The following is a 23,020-nucleotide window of genomic DNA, read 5'->3' as shown; positions in this document are numbered from 1 at the left end:
TGACCGGACGCTTCTGGACTGTCGTGCGAATCGCTGTCGCCGGCCTGCACGAGTTGCCTGACAGCTGTTCGCCTGGTGGCACGTCGCTTGCGTTTCAGCCGGGCGCTTCGCCCATCGTGCTCTGACGCGATGTGGGCCGCTGGGTGGACTGCCGGACTGGCAGACCTGTGTGCCAGCGGTGTGAGGAAGGGATTGCAGTGACGATCGGGGCGCGAGAGCAAACGGCGACGGGCCGAGTCCAACCGTCCATCAGGGATGCGGCCCAGCGGCCGGCCGACGCGCTGCGTCAGAGCCGGATCAGTGATGGCGATCCGGGAGAACGGACAGTTGTCGCGGAAGACCTCGGCAAGTCATTTGGGGATCGCGAGGTCGTCAAGGGCCTGTCGTTCGAGGTCAAGGGCGGGACCATCTTCGGGGTGATCGGCCCCAGTGGCTGTGGCAAGACGACGACGATGCGCCTGTTGCTGGGCGTGTTGCGCCCGACGAGCGGCGACCTGCGGGTGCTGGGCCGCGCGCCGCACAAGTTCCGCCGTCGGGAACGCGAGCGGCTGGGGTACATGCCGCAACAGTTCGTGCTGTTCCCCGAGCTGTCGGTGTCAGAGAACCTGGGGTTCGCCGCCTCGATTTATGGGATGGCCTTCTTCGGGCGGGGCAAGCGCATCCGCCGGGCGCTGGAGCTGGTCGAGCTGTGGGATGCGCGGAACCGCCCGGCCGGCCAGTTGAGCGGCGGCATGCAGCGCCGCCTCGAGCTTGCGGCCACGCTGGTGCACAACCCGGAGATCATCTTCCTGGACGAGCCGACGGCCGGCATCGATCCGGTCCTGCGGGCGAAGTTCTGGGACCACTTCCGCGCCCTCCGCGACGAGGGCCGCACGTTGATCGTGACCACCCAGTACGTCACCGAGTCCGAGTACTGCGACGAGATCCTGGTACTGCGAGACGGCCAGAAGATCGCCACCGGCACGCCCGAGGCGGTGCGCCGCATGGCGATGGGCGGCGAGGTGGTCACGGTGGCCGGGCCGGACCTGAACAGCCGGGCCGTCGTGGCGATCCGCGAGGCGCCCGGTGTCAAGAAGGTCTCGTGGAACGGGCGCGAGCGGCTCGATGTGATCGTGGAGGAGGCGGGGCCGGCCGTCCCGGCGCTGATCGACGCCCTCCGCGCCGCGAATATCGAGTTCGAAGAGGTCGGCGAGCAGCACCCGAGCTTTGACGATGTGTTCGTGCAGCTGATGAGCGACGATCAGGGGTCGGGGGAGAGCCGTGCTCAGAGCGATCGGTGAACCGTTCGTCGCCGTGGCGAAAGGGATCGTCCGGACATCGTCATTCTTCTTCAAAGAGATCTGGGCGGCCGTTCGCCAGCCGAAGCTGGTGCTCAGCGTGCTGCTCGGGCCATTCCTGATCCTGGCGGCGTTCGGCGTCGGCTATCGGGGGCAGACGCCGCAGCTCGACACGGTGCTGGTGCTGCCGCCGGACCAGCGGCTGCCCGACGACCCGGCCGCCTATCGCGACATGTTCAGTTCGGTCTTCGTGCTGAAGGGCGTGACCCGCGATCGCGCCCAGGCCGAAAACGAGCTGGACCGTCGCCAGGTCGACGTCGTCGTGATCGTGCCGGATCAGGCCGAGCAGACGGTGCTCAGCGGCTCGCACGCCCAGTTCGACGTGCTGTTTCGGGAGATCGATCCGCTCCAGGCGGCCTGGGTGCGCTACTTCGCCACCGTCGCCGTGCAGGAGCTGAACCGCCGGGTGCTGGCGGACCTGCTGGGCAACACCCGCGAGCCGCTCGACCGCGCCGCCCAGAGCGCGACGGCCGTCCGGACCCAGGCGGATGGGCTGGCCTCCGACATCCAGCGCAACGACGGCCTCTCCGCCGCCGGCCGGGTTATCGCGATGCGGCAGGCGTTGCAGGCGGCTCGGACCGCGCCCGGCTACTCGGTGCTGTCGGCGATGGGCGGCAAGCAGGCCGATCCGCTGGCCCCTGCCGAGGCCGACCTCGCCGCCATCGAGGGCGACCTGGCGCGCGGGCAGGTGAACACCCCCGATCAGGTGGTGCGGGCGCAGCGGCTCCAGACCACCTCGCGCGAGATGGAGCAGCAGACCCAGGCGGCGACGCGGGTGCCGCCGGACGTGCTGGCCGCGCCGTTCTCGGTCCAGGCGTCCAACACGGTGCCGGCCGAGCCGACCGCCATCGCCTTCTTCGCGCCGGCGGTGGTGGCGCTGCTGCTCCAACACATCGCCGTCAGCCTCGCGTCGCTGTCGATGGTGCGGGATCGGCTGCTCGGAGCCACCGAGGTCTACCGGGTGGCCCCGGTCACGCCGTTCGAGATCATCCTCGGGAAGACGCTCAGCTACGGACTGTTGCTCGGCGTGGTGGGCGTGGCCCTCTTCTTCCTGGTCAACCGGCTGCTGGGCGTGCCGATGCTCGGGCAGCCCGTCTGGGCGGCGGCGTCGCTGGCGCTGCTCCTGTTCTCATCGCTCGGGCTCGGCTTCTTCATCGCCGGCCTCGCGGAGACCGAGACGCAGGCCGTGCAACTGGCGATGCTCGTGCTGCTCGCCTCGATCTTCTTCGGCGGCTTCTTCCTGGCGCTCGACACGCTCTGGGAGCCGATCCGGGCGATCAGCTACGTGTTGCCTGTGACGTTCGGGTCCATCGACCTGCGCGATGTGATGCTGCGCGGCGCGGCGCCCGACCCGCTGATGCTCGGAGCGCTCGGGCTGATTGGCGCCGTCTGCTACGCCGTGGCGTCGTTCGAGCTCTCTCGCCGCATGGCGACGCAGTAGGCCGCCATGCCACCCCAGGCAGGTGGCCATCGCGTCGAGCTGGACCTGTTCGAGTTCGTGCCGGGCGAGGGCGTGCGGGTGGCCGGCCGGGCGGCGGGCACCCCTCTGAGCGGCGGCCCGTAGTCCGCACTGCTGGCTGTGACGACAGGTCACCCCACCGCGGCGCCGAGTCCTGTCGCCGTCGCCTGACCGTGCTGCCCGCGCCGGTGAGATGGTGCAGGCCACTTCAGGAAGAGGCGCTCACTCGTCGGCGTACTCTGCAAGGGCGGCCTGATGAATCCAGTCCACGCGCTGTCGAAGTGGTCCGAAGTAGACAGCAGCATGGGCCTCGGGATTGGCATCCGGATCGGACCTCGTCACCAGCACGTCGAACTTCCTGCCCCGACGGAGCCATGCATTGACGTAGAAGCCCATAGAAGCCAGGCGCCTCCATGCGTGATCACCTCGAATGCTATTGCCAGAACCACGGATCAGTGGTGAAGTCGCGGAAGGTGGCCCAGCGCGTCGCCAGCACCCAGGTGACATAGCTGGCGAGGGCTGTGCCGCTGGCCGCGACGAGCAGCGTGTGGCGAGCGGTGAGGTCCGGCTGCGCGAATCCGACGACGCCCATGGTCATGCCGAAGAGGGCCAGGAAGAGGATGCCGATCATCGATGAACGCAACATACTGATCTATTCTAGCGCATATGCGCGACACATGGTGCTTTCTGCCGGCTGGCGAAACGCCGGTCGTGTCCGGCGTTTCGCCGGACGCATCCGGCCGGCTGGTATACTCCCGCCTCGGAATGATTGAGATCCCTCTGGCCCTCACCTACGACGACGTCCTGCTCGTCCCGCGCCGTTCTTCTGTTGCCTCGCGGCGGGATGTCGATACCACGTCCCGACTGACTCGAAAGATCAGCCTGGGTGTCCCGATTGTCAGCGCGAACATGGACACCGTGACCGACGCTCGGCTCGCCGTGGCGCTGGCTCATGAGGGTGGGATCGGCATCATCCACCGCTTCATGACCATCGAAGAGGAGGCGGCCGAGGTCGCCCGGGTCAAGCGACCCGAAGAGGTCGTCGTCCGCGACGTTCACACGACCAGCCCGACCCGCAGCATCCGCGATGCCTCGCTGCAGATGGCGCGCAGCGAGGTGTCGAGCCTGCTGGTCGTGGACCGTGACGGGAGCGTCGTTGGCATCGTCACCACCCGCGATCTGCTGTTCGAGGAGAACCTCGACCGGCCGGTGACCGACGTGATGACTGGCCTCGACCATCTCATCACCGCGCCGGTCGGCACGAGCTTCGACGACGCCCGCCGCATTCTGCACGAGCATCGGCTCGAAAAGCTGCCGCTGGTGGACGAGCACGGCCGGCTGCGCGGCCTCGTGACCTCGCGGGAGCTGCTCCGACAGACCAGCCATCCGCGCGCCGCCCGCGACTCGAAGGGACGGCTGCTGGTCGGTGCGGCCATCGGGGCTGTTGGCGACTACATCGAGCGGGCCGAAGCGCTGGTCGATGCCGGCGCCGACGTGCTGGTGGTGGACATCGCGCACGGGCACGCCGAGCATGCCATCAAGGCGACCAGCGAGGTCAAGAAGCGCTTCCCGCACGTCGAGCTGGTCTCGGGCAACGTGGCGACCGCCGAGGGCACGCGTGACCTGATCGACGCTGGCGCGGACGCCGTCAAGGTCGGCGTTGGCCCAGGCGCGGCCTGCACGACGCGCGTCGTGGCGGGCGTCGGCGTGCCTCAGTTGACGGCCGTTATGGAGGCCGTCGCCGAGGCTGACAAGAGCGGCGTCCCGATCATCGCCGACGGCGGCATCCGGATGGCCGGCGACATCGTCAAGGCGATTGCGGCAGGGGCCGGCTCGCTGATGATCGGCAGCCTGCTGGCCGGCACCGAGGAGAGCCCCGGCACGACGGTTGTGCGGAGCGGCGCGCGTTACAAGGTGTATCGAGGGTCCGCGTCGGCAGCCGTGGCCATCGACCGGCTCAAGCGCGAGCGCCCGGCCGAGGATCTCGACGAGCTGGCGGCCGGCGTGGTGCCGGAGGGCGTCGAGTTCGTGGTGCCGCACAAGGGGACAGTCGCGCAGGTGGTGCATCAGCTGGTGGGCGGCCTGCGCTCGGGGATGAGCTACCTGAACGCGCGGAACTTCGCGGACCTGCGGGCGAACGCGCGCTTCGTGCGGATCACCGAGGCCGGCTGGCGCGAGAGCCTGCCGCGCACGATGGACGACCGCTAAAACTCAGTCTGAGGCAAGACCTCACCCCCCCGACGCCGGGCAGGCCCGCACCCCTCGACTCGCCGCGAAGGCCCTCGCGCCCCGACCCAGTCGGGCCACCGGGCCGGTGCGCGTGAGCGGGGGAGGAGCGGCAGTCCCGTGCGCTGCGTGCCAGACGACGGGAGCGACAGTATGCGCGATCTGCCAGGACATCTCTGTCACATCCTGCGATGAAGAGCGCGGGCGATGCGGGCGGTCAGCGGAGTGTGCGCGCTCATAGACCGAATGAGCGCCCGAAATCGGCGCTACTCGGAGAGAATTCGGTCGCGTCAGGTACTTCCATTTTGTGTGAGGGTGTACTACACTGGCGTTCGCTGGTACGTTTCGCAGGCCGCTAAGGGGCGGCCTCGGGGATCCACCGACGCCCCCAGTCCCCTACCCGACTCGCGCTGACGAAACCGCCAAGCTATCTTGAGGTGTCAGCGTGGCCTACGCGGACAAGGTTTTGAGCTGCCGCGATTGCGGGCAGTCCTTCGTCTTCACGGTCGGAGAACAAGAGTTCTTCGCCAGCCGTGGATTCACGAACGAGCCGAGCCGCTGCCGTGACTGCCGGATGGCACGTCGCGGGTCGACTGGCGGCGGCGGTGGCGGGTACAGCAGCGGTGGTGGTGGATACAGCAGCGGCGGCGGTGGATATGGCGGTGGTGGCGGCGGCTACGGTGGTGGCCGGCGCGATCGCGAGATGTTCTCGGTGACCTGCTCGGCGTGCGGCAACGAAGCGCTGGTGCCGTTCCAGCCGCGCGGCGACAAGCCGGTGTACTGCTCGGATTGCTTCGCCAAGAACCGACCGGCCGGCGGTGGCGGCGGGTACGGCGGCGGCCGGGGCGGCTATCGCTAGCCTCCAGCTGCCGATAGCGATTCGGGACGGGCGGGCCGTTGGCTCGCCCGTTCTCGTTCTCGCTTGCGAGGCGGCTCGGCTCGGTGGCCGTCGCGCCATCTTGCGTCAACTAACCACCAGCGCGCGCGATCCGGTATAGTTCGCAGGCTGGCCGGCGTGAGTCGGCCCGGTTCGTGACGAGTACAGCACGCCGTGCCGTGCGCTGACCAGAAACAGGGAGCAGTCTATGTACGTGGTCGCCCGCGAGGGTGAGACGTTCGAGGAGCTGTTCCGGCGCTTCAAGCGAGGCATCGAAGCGGCCGGCATCCTCCGCGATTACCGTCGCAAGCAGCGCTTCAAGCCAGCGCACGAAGAGCGGCGCGACAAGATCCGCGCGGCTCAGCGAAAGCGGCGGCGCGCGCGGGCGAAGTCCGGCGGCTAGACCGACACTCGCACCATGACAGGGGAGCGGCCTTCGGGCCGCTCTCGTGCGTTCGTCGCAGGTGACGGCCGCCCCGAAGAGACCTCCGCGCCGCCTCGATTGCGCCAGTCTTGAGCTGGCAGCCGTCGTCGCGCGGGACATCGCCTCGCGCAACGACGGGCGTGAGCGGATCGCTCAAAGGGGCGGGAGCCGGTCGGCCCACGGCCGGGCTATCTCGAACGCCGCCGCCGTCCGCAGCACCATCGCATCCTGCTGCCAGCCGCCGACGATCTGCAGCCCGACCGGCAAGCCGTCGTCGGTCCAGCCGGCCGGCACCGAGATCGCCGGGAAGTTGCTGAAGTTGAAGGCGTAGGTGGGCAGCAGCATCTCGATGGAATGGGCTACGCTGCGCCCGCCGACCTGGATCGGGAAGCGCACGTCGAGCGGCAGCGGCGGCGTGGCCGAGGTCGGCAGCAGCAGCACGTCGTACTGCTCGAAGAAAGAAACCAGCCGCTGGTGGTACGCCGTCCGCTCGACCTCGGCGCGGGCCACGTCGACGGCGGTCGTGTTGGCGGCGATCTCCAGGCGCGACACCAGGACTGGGTCCATCTGCTCGCGCCAGGCCTCCAGGTACTGGCCGAGCGAGGCCTGGCGCAGCCCCGAGTTCAGCACCAGGAACGCCTGCTGAATGTTGCCGATCCGCGGGGTGGCCTCCTCGACGATGCAGCCGAGATCCTCGAACGCGCGCGCCGCCGCGCCGCAGATGGCGGCGACGGTCGGATCCACCGGCGCAGCCCCGCCGAGATCTGGCGTCCAGGCGACCCGCAGATCCCGCAAGTCGATCTCCTCAGCCGCGATCTCGTCCCACTGCTCGCCGGTCTCGGGCAGGCTGAGCGGATCGCGCGGGTCTGGGCCGGCGATGGCCGCGAACATCAGGGCGGCATCCGCGACGGTGCGGGCGATCGGCCCGTCGACGGAGAGGCCGCTCCAGCCGGACGGACTTGGGACACGCGGCACGCGCCCCTGTGAGGGCTTGAAGCCGACGACGCCGCTCCAGGCGGCCGGCTGGCGGATCGAGGCCGCGAGGTCGCTGCCCTGCGCCAGCGGTCCCAGGCCGCCCGCGACCGCCGCCGCCGCCCCGCCCGACGACCCGCCCGGCGAGTGCGCCAGCGACCACGGGTTGTGGGTCGTCCCGAAGACGCGATTGTCGGTGAACGGCTTGCAGCCAAACTCAGGCGTGTTGGTCTTCCCGAGCAGGATGCCCCCCGCCATGCGCATCCGCTGGACCAGCAGGCCATCGGCGTCTGGAACGTTGTGCTCGAAGATCTTCGAGCCCATCGTGGTGCGGATGCCGCGCGTCGGCGTCAGGTCTTTGAGCGAGTACGGGACGCCGTGGAGCAGGCCCAGCTCGTCGCCGGAGCGGGCGGCGGCCTCGGCGGCTCTGGCCGCTGCGCGCGCCTCCTCCGCAACCACGGTGACGTAGGCGTTGATGGTCGGGTTGACCTGCTCGATGCGCGCGAGCAGATGCTCGACCAGCTCGACGGGCGAGAGCTTGACCCGGCGGATCAGCTGGGCCAGCTCGGTTGCCGATGTCCATTCCAGCCCGGTCGCCATCGGTGGTGCTCCTTGCGCGGTCAAGAGTCGTGTGTGTCGCCGGGTAGTATTCCACGCACGGTCGGGCGTCGCGCGTAGGACAGGTGCATGTTCGTTGGTGTTCCCAAAACACCAGAAAACGGGAGGTCGGGGACTGCTGTCCCCGCCTACAGTCACGCCGTCGCTGCGCGACGGGTATCAGGAACAGCCATCGACTGGTGAACCTGGAGCGTCGCGCAGCGACTGCAGGAGTGTAGGCGGGGCTTTCAACTCCCGACGACGCTGCATGACGCGCTCGACATGTGATTGCCAAGGCGTCGCGCGGCTTCGAGTCGCACACTCGGATGCTGGCCGGTAGAATCGTGGCGGCGCGCCGCGGCCCCGACGCCGAGGCTTGCCGGTGTGGCATCCTGCCCATTGACGGCATCCGAGATGAGATCGGATCAGATCAGATCTGATCGGATCAGCGAAACAGAGGGGGCGTCAGGCGCATGGTCCCAGATCCGACCGCGTACCCAGGCTACGAGTCGTCGCGCCCGTATGTGCGTTGGTGGTGGCTGGACGGCCCGTTCATGCGGGCGCACATCGCCGCGCAGCTCGACTGGTTGAACGCGAACGGCTTCGGCGGCGTCGAGCTGGCCTGGATCGACCCGACCTGGCGGTCGCGGCGGTCGGATGCGCCGCGCCCGGAGTGGCTGGGCGACGAGCTGGGCGGGCTGATCGGGTACGCCAAACGGTACGCCGAGAACATCGGGCTGGGCTGTGACTTCACCTTCGGGAGCGGCTCGCCGTTCGGCGGCTCGCAGGTGGGGCTGGCCGAGGCCCAGCAAGTGCTGGACGGGCCATCGCCGCGGCGCCTCAACGGCTCGTGGGAGGCGGGGCCGCGCCTGATCGTGGATCACCTCTCCGAAACGGCCCTGCGACGGTACGCCGAGCCGCTGTCTGGATTCTTCCTGCCGGCCCTGAGCGGGCAGCCTTCGGCCCTCTTCTGCGACGCACAGGAGCTTGAGGCCGCCGACCTCTGGACAGCCGACCTCTGGGACCAGTTCGAGGCCCGCTACGGCTACCGCCTGGAGGGCCGTCTCGATCTGGCACGGACGCATCCGCACATGCGCTACGAGTACCGCCGCATGGTCGGAAGCGCGCTGCTGAGCGGCTTCTTCGAGGCGTTCGCGCAGGTCTGCCGAGAGCAGGGCGCGATCTCACGGGCGCAGTGCCACGGGCTGCCGGTCGATCCGCTGGTGGCCTACGCCTCGGTGGACGTGCCCGAGGCCGAGGCGCCGCTGTACCCGCCGGCCTACTCGCGGATTCCGGCCTCGGCGGCCGCGCTGGTCGGGAAGGATCTGGTGACCTGCGAGCTGTTCAGCTCGCTGTACGGCGTCATCGGGCCGGGCAATGTCGGGGCGGCGCGCTACTGGCGCAAGGAGCAGGCGGCCGATCTCAAGCTGGTGGCCGATGCCGCCCTGGCGAATGGCGCGAACGGCATCGTCTGGCACGGGCTGCCGTTCAACGGCCCGATGGGGACCAACGAGTTCTTCGCGTCGGTCCACCTGGGGTCGGATGTGCCGCTGGCGGCCGAGCTGGCGGACTTCAACGCCTACCTGGAGACCGTCTGCGGCATGCTGCGGCGTGGCCGACCGTTCGCGCAGGTAGCCGTGTACCTGCCGTTCGAGGATGCGCTGATTGCAGATCGCGCCCCGGAGGAGCAGCGCCAGCCAGGCGAGACGTTCGCGTGGGAGCTGCGCCACGCCGCGCCGCCCCCTGAGGTTGAGGGCTACCACCCGCTGTGGATCAGCGAGCCGTTCCTGCGCCACGCCGAGTACGCCGATGGCGAAATCCGGGTGGGCGGGGTCGGTGTCGGGGCGCTCTACGTGGATGTGGCGTGGATGGACGCCGCTGCCCTCGAACAGATCGTGCGGCTGGCGCGGGCCGGCGCGCCCGTCGTGCTCAAGCGCGCGCCGAACCTGCCGGGCATGCGGCGACATCCGCGGTACGCCGGGTGGCTGGAGGAGCTTGCGTCGCTGCCCAACGTGGTCCGGAGCGCCGAGCAACTGGCGGTCCGGCCGCTGGTGGCCGGCGACGACCTCCCGCCCTACTGGGCGCGGCAGGGCGCCGGCGAGCTGCTGATCTTCTTCGCGCATCCGCTGGCGCAGGGGGTCAGGTATCCGCTGCTCTACGGGCAGTCGTACGCGGAGGCGGCCGTCGAGCGGACGGTGACGCTGAGCTACGGCGGCGTGAGCCAGCAGGTCACCCTCACGTTCGAGCCGAACCAGTCGTTGATGGTGCGGCTGACGCGGTCCGGCGAGTTCGGCCTGCTCGACCTGGACTACCGCCCGCCGACGCCCGTCCGCGATCCGCTGCCATGAGGGAGACAGCCGGCCGCCAGCACCCGGGCACCGACGGCGGCAGGTGTGCTGCACGGCAGGTGTGCTGCACGGCAGGTGTGCTGCACGGCAGGTGTGCTGCACGGCGTGGCGCAGCATGCTGCCCGCCCAGGAGGCATGGCGATGACTGATGTGCCCGCGCCGCTGGCCGTTCCCGGCGATCTCGCGCGCCGTCTGCGTGCGGGCGAGGTGGTGCTGGGACCGCTGATCTTCGATCTGCTCTCGCCGGGCCTTGCGGTGGTGTTGGCAGAGGCGGGGTGGGACTTCGTGCTGATCGACCTGGAGCATGCGCCGCTGGATGCCTCGTCGGTCGCGCAGTTCACGCTGTCCGCTCGGCAGGCCGGCCTCGCGACCATCGTCAAGCTGCCGGACCTCGAACGCTCAGGTGTACAGCGCTACCTCGACTACGGCGCCGCGGGCATCCAGGCCCCGCACGTCGAGACGACGGACGAGGTCCGCAAACTGGTCAGCTGGTCGCGCTACCCGCCGGTTGGAGAACGTGGGCAGGTCTTCGGGTTGGGAAACACTGGCTTTCGGCTGGTGGACCGCGATCGGTACGTTGCCGAAGCGAACGCGAGCGTGCTGACGCTGGCGATGATCGAGACGCGGGCCGGCGTCGAGGCGGTTGAAGCGATTCTCGACGGCGGCCCGGACGTGGTTTTCGTCGGGACAGGCGATCTGTCGTCGTCGTACGGGGTGCCGGGGCAGATGACGCACCCGACTGTGCTGGAGGCGGCAGAGCGCGTGCTGGCGGCCTGCCGGGCGCGCGGCGTTGCTGTGGCGATCAACGCCGAGGAGCCGGAGACGGCGCAGCGGTGGATCGAGCGTGGGGCGCAGATGATCGCGTACTCAAGCGAGCTTGGGATGATCCGTCGGCAGTCGCAGGCGCTGCTGGAGCCGCTGGTGCGAACGTTGAGGGCCAGCGGTCGGCGCTCGGCGACGAGCCTGTCATCCTGAACGAGCGAGCTTGCGAGCGACCTCCACATGCCATCCTGAACGAGCGAGCTTGCGAGCGACCTCCGCATGTCATCCTGAACGAGCGAGCCTGCGAACGACCTCCACATGTCATCCTGAACGAGCGAGCCTGCGAGCAACCTCCGCATGTCATCCTGAACGAGCGAGCTTGCGAACGACCTCCGCATGTCATCCTGAACGAGCGAGCTTGCGAGCGACGTGAAGGATCTCACCCGCTGACCGTCAACTCTGGTGTCACCCGCTGACCATCAACGCTCGTGTCGGCGGGTGAGGTCCTTCGCTGCGCTCAGGATGACATGGGGAGTTGCGTGATTGCCACGGCACATCGACCCGCATCAGCCGGCATGCTTCCACGACCCACGACCCACGACCCACGACCCACGACCCGGGCCGGTCACTGGCCCAGCGTCGTCCGCACCAGTCGCGCGAGCACGTCCACGTCGAACGGCTTGTGCAGGTAGGATGCCGCGCCGATCCGCGCTGCCCGCTCGCCGACGCGGGCGTCGGCGCTCACCACCAGTATCGGCGGCGGATCGACATAATGATGGTGGAGCCGCCGCGCGACCTCTTCGCCGTTGAGCAGCGGCAGGCCCATGTCCAGGATGATGAGCGATGGCCGCGCCGCCGTTGCCTGCCGCAACGCGTCCAGGCCGTCTACCGCCGTCTGAACCGTCCAGCCCTCGTCCTCGAGCAGCCAGCGGACCAGATCGCGGATCTCCGGATCGTCGTCAACGACCAGGATGACGGTAGCCGTCGGTGCTTCCGAGACCGACGTTGCCGCCGGGTATGATGAGGCCGGCTGCTTCTCACAGACCGCCGAACCCCCCTGGTGTCTCCCCTCCATCGTCTAGCAGCTTCCGCGCAGAGGCGTCAGGTTGGTGCGGAGATGATGCAGGAAACGGCTAAGAAGGCCGCGCCGCGCGGCAGGCGATCTGGTGGTCAACTCGGTGTCCTTCGCGCCTGGAGCGACGTGCGCCCGTCAACAGCGCCACAGGGAGCGGTCCGGGCGGCTGGCGGCATACCGCTGCCACGTGCGCTCTCCGGGCTGTGGCTGTGCTTGCTGACGCTGCGCGCATATGCGCCATAGCGTCTCATATCTGGGTGATGTGGCCCTACCGAGTGTATCGGCGTGCCCGGGCATGATTCAGCGCTGCACAATTCGTGCCAGGCATCGGTGCTGCTCCGGGCGCACGCTACTGCGCGACGATTCGGTAGATCTGGTGGCTGCCGTCGCCGCCGCTGAACGTCGTCAGGTAGACCTCGCCCGCCTCGTCCTCGCCAAACGAGCTGATCTGAATCGCCTGCTGCAACTGCTCGGTCATGCGCCATCCGTCGCCCTGGCGATCCAGCGACCAGACGCGCCCGGTGCAGAAGTCCCCGAAGAAGTAGAGGCCCTGGAGACTCGGGGAGGCGGACCCACGGTAGACGTAGCCGCCCGTGACCGAGCAGCCGCCGCCACGGCCATACTCGGCAACCGGCCGGACATAGGGCGTCTGGTCGCAGCTTGCCGACTCGGGGAAGCAGTGCATCCCCTCCATGAGCGGCCAGCCGAAGTTCAGGCCGCCGGCCGTGCCGGCGGTCACCAGGTCGATCTCTTCATAGGCGTTCTGGCCCACGTCCGCGATCCAGAGGTCGCCGGTGGCCCGGTCGAACGTGTAGCGCCAGGGGTTCCGCAGCCCCATCGCCCAGATCTCCGGGCGGTACTCTGGCTGGCCGACGAACGGGTTGTCGGCGGGGATGCCATACGGCTCACCGCTGTCCACGTCGAGCCGCAGCATCTTGCCGAGGAGAGTCTGCCTGTTCTGGCCGTTGCCGTAGCGGTCGCCGGAGCCGCCGCCGTCGCCGGTCCCGACCCAGAGCATGCCGTCTGGTCCGAACGTCAGCATGCCACCGTTGTGATTCTGGGCCGGGTCATCTATTGAGAGCAGCGTGACGCCGGTGGACGGATCGCCCCGATCCGGGTCACTGGAGACCTGATACCGCTCGACGGTGTTGCGGCCGCTACTGTCGGTGTAGGCGACGAAGAAGCGGCCGTTCTCGGCGTAGCGCGGGTGGAACGCCAGCCCGAGCAGCCCCTGCTCGCTGCCGGAGGCTCGCACCCGGGCCTGGATGTCGAGGAACGGCGTCGGGACCAGTTGGCCACCCTTGACGATGCGGATGGCGCCGCCCTTCTCGACGACGAACTGTCTGCCCCTGCCGTCGCCGGCATGAGTCAGGAAGAGCGGCTGCCGAAACCCGAACGGGAGGGCTTCCAGGCGAATGCGCGGCGCGGCGTCCGATTGCTGGACTGCCGGCGGTTTCGCGGCGCTGACAGGCTGGGAGGCCGCCGCTGGATTGCTGGAGGCGGCCGGCCTGGCGGCGGCCTGCCCGGTCGGGCCGGTCGCGGGAGCCGGCTGGCTGGGCGAGGCGGCGCTGGCGGACTGACACGCCAGGAGCAGGGCTGAGAGCGCGCCGGCCAGGAGCAGCCGTCCGCGAGGCGCCATCTGAACGTCCTCCGAGAGTGCGCGCGTGTGCTCCGACCCGGCAGAGCATCACCGGCGAATGTGCGGGAGGATTGCACGTCCGGTGCCGGCGTCCGCAACGATTTTCATGACGCCGCATGCGCCTGGGCTGTCCGGGTCCGATGCACCGAAGGAATCAGCCCCCGCCTATGGCATCATTTTGGCCTGCGGAGGCAGCCATGCGTAGGTTCTCACTGGCGACGATTGCCCGCCGAATCGGCGACCGCGAGCGCGAGGTTGGCGCGCTGGTGCTGGATGGACGGCTCTACCCGCTCGATCAGCTTGCGCCCGACCGTCCGGCGCTGCACGCCGGCCTGTTCGGTCTGCTCCAACACTGGGACAACTTCAGAGCGGCGATCTACGGACTGGCTGCCGGCATTGACCCATGGACCCCGGCCCTGGATCCTGCCGACCCGTCTGTGCGGGTGCTGGCCCCGCTGCGGTTCCCACGGGCGATCTTCTGCACCGTCTTCAACTACTACGATTTCGCCGCCGAGGCCGGCGTGACGCCGCCGGACAAGAGCGCCACCCGCCCGTACGTCTGCATCAAGCTGCCGCACAGCGTCGTCGGCCCAAATGAGACCATCGTGCTGCCGCACACCAGCAAGCAGGTGGACTGGGAGTGCGAGCTTGGCGCGGTCATCGCCCGGCCATGCCGCAACGTCTTCGTGAAGGACGCACTCGACTACGTTGCCGGCTACACCATCGTCAACGACATCTCGGCCCGCGACATCATCCAGCGGCCAGACTGGCCGAACTTCGCGTCGGACTGGCTGGAGAGCAAGAACTTCGACACCGGCACGCCGATGGGGCCGTACATGCTTCCGCGAGAACTGGTGCCGGACCCGCAGAACGTGCGCCTGAAGCTGACCCGCAACGGCACGGTCCAGCAGGACGGCAACACCTCGACGATGATCTTCACGCTGGCCGAGCAGATCGCCCACATCAGCCAGACGGTGACGCTGCTCCCTGGCGACGTGATCGCGACGGGGACGCCGGCCGGAGTCGGCTGGAAGCGCGGGCTGGGGCTGCAGCCCGGCGACACGCTCGACCTGGAGCTGCCGGACCTGCCTGAAGCGGGAGTCCTGCACAACAGCGTGACCGGGCCGCTGACGCTGGCCCCGCCAAACCAGGGGACCGCGTTCGCGTGACCTCATCGTTGCGCCACGTCGGGTTGATTGGATCCAGGGATGACCCTTTCGGCGGCGTGCGGGCCTCTGGACTTGTAGCCGAGACTACGACGTCACGCGTCATCCCGAGCGGAGTGAGTGTGCGAACGGAGTCCAGGGATCTTCCTCGCGTAGCCACGAAGGGGAAGATCCCTCCACTTCGCTCGTTCCTCGCTACGGTCGGGATGACGAGTCTGTGGTGCTCGTTCCTCGCCGCGGTCGGGATGACGAGTCTGTGGCGCTCGTTCCTCGCCGCGGTCGGGATGACGATGGGGGCACAGGCGCGCTCCAGTCGGGATGACGGCTGGGGACAGCTTGTTGCTCGCCGCGGTCAGGATGACGGTTGCGGATTGGGGCGCGAGGACTCCTGGCGTTGAGGTGGCTGCTGGCGGCGCTGGTGCTGCTCGCATCGGGCGCGGTCTTCTACGACCGCGCCGCCCGCGTTGGCTACAACGTTGATGAGGGGCAGGCGATCTGGCCATCAGTCTACTTTCGGTACGTCTTCCTCGAGGGGAAGCTCGGCAGCCCGACCTGGGACGCCAACTACTGGACGCTGACACAGCCGCCCATCTATCGGTACATCATCGGGGCGAGCATCTGGGCGCACGGCCTCAGCAGCCCGCCGCTCGACCTTGACCACCGCGCCGACGAGGTGCGCGGGCCAGACCGTGCGAAGTACTTCGATCCTGCGACGTACCGCAACGAGCGCCGACTGGCCGAGGGTCGGCAGGTGCCGCGTCCTTCCCCTGAGCTGCTGTGGGCCGGACGCGTCCCGATGGTGGTGCTCGGGGCCGGGGCGGCGATGCTGCTGTTCCTGGTGGTGGCCGATCTCGCTGGCGGCTGGGGCGGCCTGGTCGGTGGGGTGGTAGCGGCCACGTCGTTCACGCTGTCGCCGTTCGTGCAGACGCTGATCCCGCGCGCCCACACCGAAGCGCCGTTCCTGTTCTTCCTGCTTCTGGCGGTCTGGCTGGCGATCCACGCCGCGCGCGCCTCGGCATCAGAGGGTGAGGCGGGCGGTGGCTCGCGCCGGTCGATGCTGCTGGGGGCGCTGGCTGGCCTCTCACTCGGGCTGAGCGCCAGCTCGAAGCTGACCGGTGTGCTGGCGCTGGCGGCGTGCGGGGCATTCGCCCTCGGGGCGTTCGGGCTGGCGCCGCTGGCCCGTCGGGGCCGGTTCCGGGCGTGGGTCGGGCCAGCGTCGGTGCTCGGCCGGGCCTGGCGCTGGAGCCTCGTCGGGACGGTCGTCGGGCTTGCGGTCTTCCTGGCCGTCAACCCGTTCCTCTGGCCGAATCCCGTGGAGCGGACGTGGATGATGCTCCAGTTCCGCCAGCAGGAGATGTTCGGGCAGCGCACCCTGAACGCGGAGCTGGCGGTCCCCGAGAACATCCCCTACCGACTCTGGCTGACCGTCCGCTCGTCCGTCTACGACGAGCCGTGGGCTGGCCGTCGCTACGGCATCCCGCTGGAAGCGGTGCTGGCGGCGGCCGGATCGGCCGTCCTGGTGTTGCGAATCGTGCAACGTCGGGCGGCAGGGGGGCTGGTCTCCGCTGAGGCCATCCTCGGCGTGTCGGCGCTGGCGGTGCTCGTCGGGACGGGCATCAACCTTGGGATCAACTGGGACCGCTACTACCTGCCGACGACCGGGTTCGCACTGGTGCTGGCCGGACTGGGCGCTGGCGCGCTCGTGGACTGGCTGCTGCGGCTGGCGAGCAGCCGACGCGCGCCGACCACGCCCACCGCCACGCCCCCGCCGATGCCGACCGCCAGCAGCGGATCGGCCGGGTAGCGGTAGCGCGGCAACGCCCCTGACAGAAACGCCGTCGTCAACAGCAGCCACAGCCCGAGCAGCACGGGGACCCAGGCGACCCGCCAGCCGCGTACCAGCGTGGCCCCGACAAGGCCGAGCGCCAGCAGGCCGAGCAGCAACGGGGCGTAGCGGAACGGTTGGAATACGTTGGCGACTCGCTGGGCGGCGCGGAACTCGTTGGCCTGGGCCGTGGTGGCCGGCTGCGCGAGGTGGCGGATGCGCTCGTTCCAGAAGTCGTACTTGTCCTGGGCGTTCGGAAAGCGGGTGACGCCGCCGGACTTGCCCTGGCCGCCAAGGAACTGTTCCGTCCCGACCAGCAGCTCGCCGAAGAGAGCGAGCGACGTCTGCACGTAGCGGTCGGGCTGCCGCGCGAACAGCTCGATGGCGACATCGCGCAGGACTCGGTCGGCCTGGGCCTCGGTGTAGCCGAAGCGCTGCTGCAGCACGACGGCGATGTCGCTCGGCAGCTCGTTCTCGAAGACGCGGTTGTAGGCGACCCGGCGCGCCTGGGTCAGCGTCGGATCGGCCACGTCGCTCGGGCGGCCGATCTCCCGGCTGATCAGCATCGGCTGCTCGCGGCTGCCGCGCCAGAACAGCGCCTCGCCCAGGCCAGACGCCCCGAAGCTGCCCGTCTGAACCCAGGTGGCGGTCATCCACGGCAGGGAGATCGCCAGGAACCCCGCGGCCAGCGCCGCCGAGAGCCGGACAGCCGGCAGCAGCCGCCGATGGTGGAGCAGCGCCACCATCGGCACGAGAGGCAGGAGCAACTGGGCCGCCGCCCGGTTCATGCTGGCCAGCGCGAACAGCGCGCCGCTGAGGGCGTACAGCTGCCAGGATGCGCGCTGCATCCCGAGCACCAGGGCCAGCGCGGCAGCGGTCAGGAGCAGCGTGAACAGCGTCTCGGCCATCACGTAGCGTTCGTAGGTGATGAGCGCGCCGTTGAGGGCCACGAGCAGCCCGGCCGCCAGCCCGGCGACGCGGCCAGCCAGCGCCCCCGCCGACGAGAAGGCTGCGCGGCCCAGCCAGTAGGTGAGGACGACGGTCCCCAGCCCGAGCAGGTGCTGGAAGAAGGCCAGTCCGTGCGGGTCTTCGCCCAGCAGCAGCATGCTGACGGCGACGAACAGTGGGTAGAGCGGCGGGCGCTTCAGGATCGGCGCGAAGCCGTAGCCGTGCGCCAGCTCGTAGCCTGGGACGAGGTAGGTCTGGCTGTCCCCGCCGACAAACAGCGGTGGCGCGCGGAATGCGAACGCCATCCGCATGCTGCCGCCGATGATCAGCAGCAGCAGAACCAGGACAAGGTCAGGATGACGCCGCACCCAGGCGAGCAGGCCGGCGGACGGCATCGCCTGCGCGGCGGGCAACGGACGGCGGTCTTGTGCAAGGACGGCATTCACGGCTGCCCCGAAGGATACGGCGTGCGAGGGGAGATGGGACAGGTCCCCTCTCCCCTGACGGGATACAATCCGAGGGGTGGCCGGGCCATCGGTGGGAGCCAGAGGACGGCGCCCAGCCCCGCTGAGTGAGCGGCAAGGAGAGGGCTGCTGCGTCTGTTCGTCAACGCTCCGTACCTGTGGCATCTGCGGCCATATCTCCGCCAGACGGCTGGCGCGCTCGTACTCGGCTCGATCATGGGCATCGTCATGAATACCGGCATCGTGTTGCCGGCGCTGATGCTTGGGCGGGCCATCGACGCCGTGCTGGCCATCGAGCGCGGCGAGGGCGACGCGGCGACTGCCGGCTGGGCGGCCCTGGGAATTCTGGGCGCCGCCATCCTGGTCGAAGCGTCGCGGGTGCTCAAGCGGTGGTGGCTGATCACCGCCAATCAGCGTATCCGTGCCAATATCCGCGCCGACGCCCTGCGGGGTGTCCTGTCCTGGCCGGCCGAGCGTCTTCACCAGACGCCCGTGGGCGACCTGATGGCCCGCATCGACGGCGACGTGGAGACGCTCGGCACGGGCATCCGCGAAGCGACCACCGAGATCTGGGACACGGTCCTGTTCTCGCTGTCGCTGATTGTCGCGATGCTGGCGTTCGACTGGCGGTTGACGCTCCTGGCGATGCTGCCGGTGCCGGCCGCCATGATCGTCGCCTTCGCGACCGGCCGCTGGGTCCGCGAGCGGATCTCGGCGGCGCGGGCGGCGGCGGCGCGGGCCACCGCCGCCTTGCAGGAGCTGCTGGCCGGCGTGCGCGTCCTGCGCCTCTTCGGCCACGAGGCGACGGCGGTCCGGCGCTATGCCGAGCTGTCGGCGGTCCAGGCCGAGACGATGCTGGCGACTCAACGGCTACGCTCGACGCTCGCCCCGACGTACACCGTCATGATGGTGGCCGGTGTCGTCGTGATTCTCTGGCAGGGCGGCGAGCAGGTCGTGGCCGGGCTGATGACGGCCGGGCAGCTTGTGGCGTTTCTGGAGTTGTACCTCCGCTTTGTGCAGCGCGGCTTTCGGGTGCCGCAGCTCGTGAACTCGTTGCAGGCTGGGGGCGTGGCGTATCGGCGAGTCAGGCCGCTGCTGGCGACGCCGCTGAGCGTGGAAGGGGAGCCGCCGCGCGCGTCGTTTACGCCGGGCTACGTAGCCGGGCTGGAACGACGGGCAGACCTCACCCCCCCGGCCCCCCAGGGGAACCTCCCCCCTCTCCGCGCTGGAGATGATGTCGGCGCAGCCGATAGTCGCGCCGCGCGGCGGGGTTGGGGGGGTGACGTCCCCCTGGAAGGCCGGGGGGGTGAGGTCTCCGGCGGGCAGGGGCCGGTCAGCCTCGACCTTGAGCGGGTCACGTTCAGCTATCCCGGCGCGCCGCGACCCTCCCTGACCGATCTCTCGCTGGTGGTCCCGGCCGGGGCGCTGGTCGGGGTGACGGGCGCGGTTGGTTCTGGCAAGAGCGCGCTGGCGAAGGCCCTCGTCGGGCTGTACCAGCTGGCCGATGGGCACATTCTGGTCAACGGCCGTCCGCTCGACAGTCTGTCGCCCGAGCAGCGAGCCACGCTCATCGGCTATTTGCCGCAGGATCCCTGGCTGTTCTCCGGCAGCGTCCGCGAGAACATCGTCTTCGGTGCGCCGAGCCTCGACGGTCCCCAGGGCGAGCGGATGCTGGCCGACGCCATTCGCGTAGCGGCGCTCGAACAGGACATCGCCGGCTTTGCGCGCGGTCTCGACACGCCCATCGGCGAGGGCGGCGTGCGGGTCTCCGGTGGGCAGCGGCAACGCATCTCGCTGGCCCGCGCGTTGCTGGCGGGGGCGCCCGGCCGGCCGGGGCTGCTGGTACTGGACGACCCGTTCTCGGCGGTGGACGTGGACACCGAGGTCAGGCTGGTCGACGGATTGCTGGGGGCTGTCGGGCCATCCGCGCCGCCCGAACGGCGCGCTACGGTCGTGCTCTGCTCGCACCGGCTGGCGGCCTTCACCCGCGTCGATCTCGTGATCCTGCTGGAGGATGGGCGCGTCGCAGAACTGGGCACCCACGCCGAGCTGCTGGCGGCAGGCGGACAGTACGCCCACATCTACCTGGCGCAGCAGCGGATCGGGCAGGCCGGCGCCTTGCCGCCAGCGACGACCGAGGCCGCCCGATGAGCGCTGCTGCGACCGCGCCGCGGGCCGGTGCCGGCACGGCCGGCGGTCGGAGCCCGATGCGGCAGGTGGCGGGACTGCTGGCCCCGCGCCACGCATTGCTGGCGTTCATCGTGATCCTGGTGATTGTGAGCGCCAGCCTGGAGCTGGCCCCGCCGCTGATCCTCCGGAACATCGTGGACGATCACCTGATGGTCGGGCGGGCCGATGGCCTGATCGTGCTGGCCTTGCTGTTCCTGGGCGCATCGGCGGCCGTCGAGGCGACGCGTGCCTATGCTGGTTACCTGACCGGCGTGGCCGCGCAGGGTACCCTCCACGATCTGCGCGTGCGCCTCTTCGCGCACTTCCAGGCGTTGCCGATCCGCTGGTTCGACCGCACGCCGCTCGGCGAGGCTATCGCGCACTGCACATCGGACATCGAGGCGATCCAGACGCTCTTCACCTCGGGCGTGGCGAGCCTCGTGATCGACCTCGCGCGGGTGGTCACGATCTCGATTGCGCTGGTGACGCTCAGTCCGCCCCTGGCCGGCATCGCCGCGCTGACGATCCCGCCGCTCCTGTTCTTGACGCGTCGGCTTCAGCGGGAGGTCCGCGAGGCCGAGCGCCGGAACCGCGCCGCGACGGGTCAGCAGGGCGCGCAGCTCCAGGAGACGTTCGTCGGCGCGGAGACGATCCAGACGTTCGCGCGGCAGGACGTGTTCGTGCATCGCTTGCGGCTGACGCTGAAAGAGACGCTGATGGCGTCCAACCGGGCGACGCTCTGCTCGGCGCTCTACACCCCGAACGTGACGATCCTGGCAGCGATTGCCGGGGCCGGTCTGCTGTGGATCGGGGCGCGCGGCGGCCTTGCCGAGTGGGACATCTCGCTCGGGACGCTGACGGCGTTCGTGCTGCTGCTCCAGCGGGCGTTCGCGCCGATCGCCTCGTTGGGCGAGCAGTGGCAGACGGTGCAGGGGGCGCTGGCAGGCGTCGAGCGAGTCTTCACGGTGCTGGCGGAGCCGGAAGACCTGGCCGTCACAGCGGCGCTCACCGGGCAGCCTGGGGAGGCCCTCACCGGCCTCCCCCAGCGTGCGGGCCCTTCCGCGGACACGCCCGCCGGCGCGCTCGATCACGTCACCTTTGGCTACTCGGAGGGGCTGCCCATCGTCCACAGCCTGAGCATGGCGATCCAGCCCGGCGAGCATGTCGCGCTGGTGGGCAGGACGGGGGCCGGTAAGACCAGCGCGCTCTCGCTGCTCGGCGGCCTCTACGAGCCGTGGTCTGGCAGCGTGACGGTGCTCGGGCGGAATCCGCGCGAGCTGCACCCCAACGAGCGGCGTCGCCTCTTCGGAGTCGTGCCGCAGACGGCGCTCCTCTTCAACGGGACCGTGATCGAGAACGTCGCCCTGTTCGATCCCAGTGTGACGCCCGAGATGATCGGCAAGGCGATCCAGCTTGCCGGCGCCGAGGCGTTCGTGGCCGGCCTGCCGCACGGCGAGCAGACCCTGCTGGCGGGCGTCGGCGGCGGGCGGGGCATGCGCCTCTCGGCCGGCCAGACGGCGCTGCTGGCGCTGGCGCGTGCGATCGTCTGGGATCCGCCGCTGATCCTGCTGGACGAGGCGACGGCCGCCATCGACGCCGCGACTGAGGCGCAATTGTCGTCGGCGTTGCGGGCGGGCGTGGTCGGGAACCGGCGGGGACTGCTCACGGTGGCCCATCGCCTCGCGACGGCCCGCGAGGCCGACCGGGTGATCGTGCTGGAGGGCGGGCGGATCGTCGAAGAGGGGCCGCCAGCGGAGCTGATTCGGCGGGGCGGCCGGTTCGCAACGCTGGTCGAGCTGGAAGCGGCCGGCTGGGACTGGCGGGAAGCGTAGGGGCGTGGGGCGTGGGGCGGGGGGCGTGGGGCGTGGGGCGTGGGGCGATTACCTCGTGGTGAAAACATGCGCCTTGTAATTGTCATCCTGAGCGCCGCGAAGGATCTCACCCGCTGACCGTCATCGTCCGCGCCACCCGCCCAGCATCATCTTGCGCCCCACCCGCTGACCGTCATCGTTCGCGTCAGCGGGTGAGGTCCTTCGCTGCGCTCAGGACCTGGTGATTGGACAATGCCAGCGTCGGAGGCGTGCATTGGGGCGCGCATTCTCGCGTCTGAGCGCGGTGGGGAAACGCGGGCGTGGGGGCGGACGCTGTCCCGGGCGGCGTCCTGGAGCATTTCCACGCGTTCGGACGGGGCGTGTCGGCGTGCCCATCTGGAGGAAGAGGGCAGGGTAGGCCCGTCGGACTCTGGTTGGGGTGAGGCGGTCGGGGGCCAGGGGCCGTTCCCAGGGGAACCGCTGGTCTGAGACCAGCGGCCGGGCGAGCCGGAGTTCCCAGAAGGCCAGAGCGAGGAGCCAGGACCCGCGGTCGGCAGCGTGGGGATGGGTCGGGCGGACGGTGGTCCAGCCGAGGTCGCGCTTGAGGAAGCGGAAGCCATACTTGATCAGCCATCTCTACGTCCCACATCAGTAACCATCTCAGACCGACAATAGTGCGACGGAGCGGGTGGGGGCGCGCAGCGACAGCCAGCCGATCATTCGCTCCACGACCCACCTGCGAGCGGAGTCGTCTCCACCGTTGGCGATCTGCACACCTGGTTGAAGGTGTTGGCCGGTGGCTCCCTGCTGAGCGCCGACCTCCAACGCGAACGGCTGGTCTTCACTCCGTTCAAACGCGATCCGGGCGCGCCACCCTTCGGCTACGGGCTTGGCATCGGCAATCTCGACGGCCAGATCGGG

Annotated in this window: 16 protein-coding genes and 1 pseudogene; 11 read left to right on the top strand and 6 right to left on the bottom strand. The window is 69.6% G+C overall.

Annotated elements, in window-relative coordinates:
* Nucleotides 1-197: 197 nt before the first annotated feature.
* On the top strand, nucleotides 198-1,280 hold the full coding sequence (locus IT306_24305; GenBank protein ID MCC7371564.1) for an ABC transporter ATP-binding protein: 1,083 nt from the start codon (nucleotides 198-200) through the stop codon (nucleotides 1,278-1,280).
* Nucleotides 1,261-2,778 (top strand): ABC transporter permease, encoded by a 1,518-nt coding sequence (locus IT306_24300; GenBank protein ID MCC7371563.1) that lies wholly within the window; start codon nucleotides 1,261-1,263, stop codon nucleotides 2,776-2,778. The genes IT306_24305 and IT306_24300 overlap by 20 nt, the downstream gene beginning before the upstream one ends.
* 240 nt (nucleotides 2,779-3,018) lie before the next feature.
* Here the strand turns inward: IT306_24300 and IT306_24295 are convergent, their stop codons facing one another.
* Nucleotides 3,019-3,192: a hypothetical protein gene (locus IT306_24295; protein ID MCC7371562.1), complete on the bottom strand. Its 174-nt coding sequence runs from the start codon at nucleotides 3,190-3,192 to the stop codon at nucleotides 3,019-3,021.
* Between the two features lie 37 nt (nucleotides 3,193-3,229).
* A complete protein-coding gene (locus IT306_24290) occupies nucleotides 3,230-3,442 on the bottom strand; it encodes a hypothetical protein (GenBank protein MCC7371561.1) in 213 nt (70 codons plus the stop codon).
* A gap of 119 nt (nucleotides 3,443-3,561) precedes the next feature.
* Here IT306_24290 and guaB point away from each other — a divergent pair, with 119 nt between their 5' ends.
* The 3 genes from guaB (at nucleotide 3,562) to rpsU (ending at nucleotide 6,302) form a co-directional block, all read left to right on the top strand.
* A complete protein-coding gene (gene guaB / locus IT306_24285) occupies nucleotides 3,562-5,004 on the top strand; it encodes an IMP dehydrogenase (protein ID MCC7371560.1) in 1,443 nt (480 codons plus the stop codon).
* A 463-nt stretch (nucleotides 5,005-5,467) separates the two neighbouring features.
* The gene (locus IT306_24280) at nucleotides 5,468-5,881 is read left to right on the top strand and encodes a zinc-ribbon domain containing protein (GenBank protein ID MCC7371559.1); all 414 of its coding nucleotides are present in this window, start codon (nucleotides 5,468-5,470) and stop codon (nucleotides 5,879-5,881) included.
* 226 nt (nucleotides 5,882-6,107) lie between these two features.
* Complete coding sequence (gene rpsU, locus IT306_24275; protein ID MCC7371558.1) at nucleotides 6,108-6,302, top strand: 30S ribosomal protein S21; 195 nt, start codon at nucleotides 6,108-6,110, stop codon at nucleotides 6,300-6,302.
* A 174-nt stretch (nucleotides 6,303-6,476) separates the two neighbouring features.
* Here rpsU and IT306_24270 read toward each other — a convergent pair whose 3' ends face one another.
* Nucleotides 6,477-7,883: an amidase gene (locus IT306_24270; protein ID MCC7371557.1), complete on the bottom strand. Its 1,407-nt coding sequence runs from the start codon at nucleotides 7,881-7,883 to the stop codon at nucleotides 6,477-6,479.
* Nucleotides 7,884-8,365: 482 nt separating this feature from the next.
* Between IT306_24270 and IT306_24265 the strand changes: the two genes are divergently transcribed.
* Together IT306_24265 and IT306_24260 are read left to right on the top strand one after the other, a co-directional pair.
* The gene (locus IT306_24265; GenBank protein ID MCC7371556.1) at nucleotides 8,366-10,240 is read left to right on the top strand and encodes a hypothetical protein; all 1,875 of its coding nucleotides are present in this window, start codon (nucleotides 8,366-8,368) and stop codon (nucleotides 10,238-10,240) included.
* A 141-nt stretch (nucleotides 10,241-10,381) separates the two neighbouring features.
* Nucleotides 10,382-11,215: a siderophore biosynthesis protein SbnG gene (locus tag IT306_24260; protein ID MCC7371555.1), complete on the top strand. Its 834-nt coding sequence runs from the start codon at nucleotides 10,382-10,384 to the stop codon at nucleotides 11,213-11,215.
* Between the two features lie 412 nt (nucleotides 11,216-11,627).
* Here IT306_24260 and IT306_24255 read toward each other — a convergent pair whose 3' ends face one another.
* Both IT306_24255 and IT306_24250 read right to left on the bottom strand, forming a co-directional pair.
* Nucleotides 11,628-12,077 (bottom strand): response regulator transcription factor, encoded by a 450-nt coding sequence (locus IT306_24255; protein MCC7371554.1) that lies wholly within the window; start codon nucleotides 12,075-12,077, stop codon nucleotides 11,628-11,630.
* A 349-nt stretch (nucleotides 12,078-12,426) separates the two neighbouring features.
* Nucleotides 12,427-13,716, bottom strand: a complete 1,290-nt coding sequence (locus tag IT306_24250) for a PQQ-dependent sugar dehydrogenase (protein MCC7371553.1) — start codon at nucleotides 13,714-13,716, stop codon at nucleotides 12,427-12,429.
* Between the two features lie 197 nt (nucleotides 13,717-13,913).
* Here IT306_24250 and IT306_24245 point away from each other — a divergent pair, with 197 nt between their 5' ends.
* A complete protein-coding gene (locus IT306_24245) occupies nucleotides 13,914-14,885 on the top strand; it encodes a fumarylacetoacetate hydrolase family protein (GenBank protein ID MCC7371552.1) in 972 nt (323 codons plus the stop codon).
* Between the two features lie 1,641 nt (nucleotides 14,886-16,526).
* Here the strand turns inward: IT306_24245 and IT306_24240 are convergent.
* The gene (locus IT306_24240) at nucleotides 16,527-18,068 is read right to left on the bottom strand and encodes a glycosyltransferase family 39 protein (protein MCC7371551.1); all 1,542 of its coding nucleotides are present in this window, start codon (nucleotides 18,066-18,068) and stop codon (nucleotides 16,527-16,529) included.
* A gap of 216 nt (nucleotides 18,069-18,284) precedes the next feature.
* On the opposite strand from IT306_24240, the gene IT306_24235 reads away from it, so the two are divergent.
* From IT306_24235 to IT306_24225, 3 genes and pseudogenes are all read left to right on the top strand, one after another.
* A complete protein-coding gene (locus IT306_24235; GenBank protein ID MCC7371550.1) occupies nucleotides 18,285-20,270 on the top strand; it encodes an ABC transporter ATP-binding protein in 1,986 nt (661 codons plus the stop codon).
* Nucleotides 20,271-20,326: 56 nt separating this feature from the next.
* A complete protein-coding gene (locus IT306_24230; GenBank protein MCC7371549.1) occupies nucleotides 20,327-22,120 on the top strand; it encodes an ABC transporter ATP-binding protein in 1,794 nt (597 codons plus the stop codon).
* A gap of 690 nt (nucleotides 22,121-22,810) precedes the next feature.
* Nucleotides 22,811-23,020 (top strand): annotated as a pseudogene (locus tag IT306_24225) (D-alanyl-D-alanine carboxypeptidase).

Source organism: Chloroflexota bacterium, from assembly GCA_020850535.1.
Taxonomy (GTDB): domain Bacteria; phylum Chloroflexota; class UBA6077; order UBA6077; family JACCZL01; genus JADZEM01.
Note: the sequence above shows the minus strand (reverse complement) of the source record. Positions and strands in the feature narration are given on the sequence as shown.

Coding starts and splice junctions, on each gene's coding strand:
- IT306_24295 (MCC7371562.1), bottom strand. CDS start 3,192: ATGGGCTTCTACGTCAATGCATGGCTCCGTCGGGGCAGGAAGTTCGAC.
- IT306_24290 (MCC7371561.1), bottom strand. CDS start 3,442: ATGTTGCGTTCATCGATGATCGGCATCCTCTTCCTGGCCCTCTTCGGC.
- guaB (MCC7371560.1), top strand. CDS start 3,562: ATGATTGAGATCCCTCTGGCCCTCACCTACGACGACGTCCTGCTCGTC.
- rpsU (MCC7371558.1), top strand. CDS start 6,108: ATGTACGTGGTCGCCCGCGAGGGTGAGACGTTCGAGGAGCTGTTCCGG.
- IT306_24265 (MCC7371556.1), top strand. CDS start 8,366: ATGGTCCCAGATCCGACCGCGTACCCAGGCTACGAGTCGTCGCGCCCG.
- IT306_24260 (MCC7371555.1), top strand. CDS start 10,382: ATGACTGATGTGCCCGCGCCGCTGGCCGTTCCCGGCGATCTCGCGCGC.
- IT306_24255 (MCC7371554.1), bottom strand. CDS start 12,077: ATGGAGGGGAGACACCAGGGGGGTTCGGCGGTCTGTGAGAAGCAGCCG.
- IT306_24250 (MCC7371553.1), bottom strand. CDS start 13,716: ATGGCGCCTCGCGGACGGCTGCTCCTGGCCGGCGCGCTCTCAGCCCTG.
- IT306_24245 (MCC7371552.1), top strand. CDS start 13,914: ATGCGTAGGTTCTCACTGGCGACGATTGCCCGCCGAATCGGCGACCGC.
- IT306_24230 (MCC7371549.1), top strand. CDS start 20,327: ATGCGGCAGGTGGCGGGACTGCTGGCCCCGCGCCACGCATTGCTGGCG.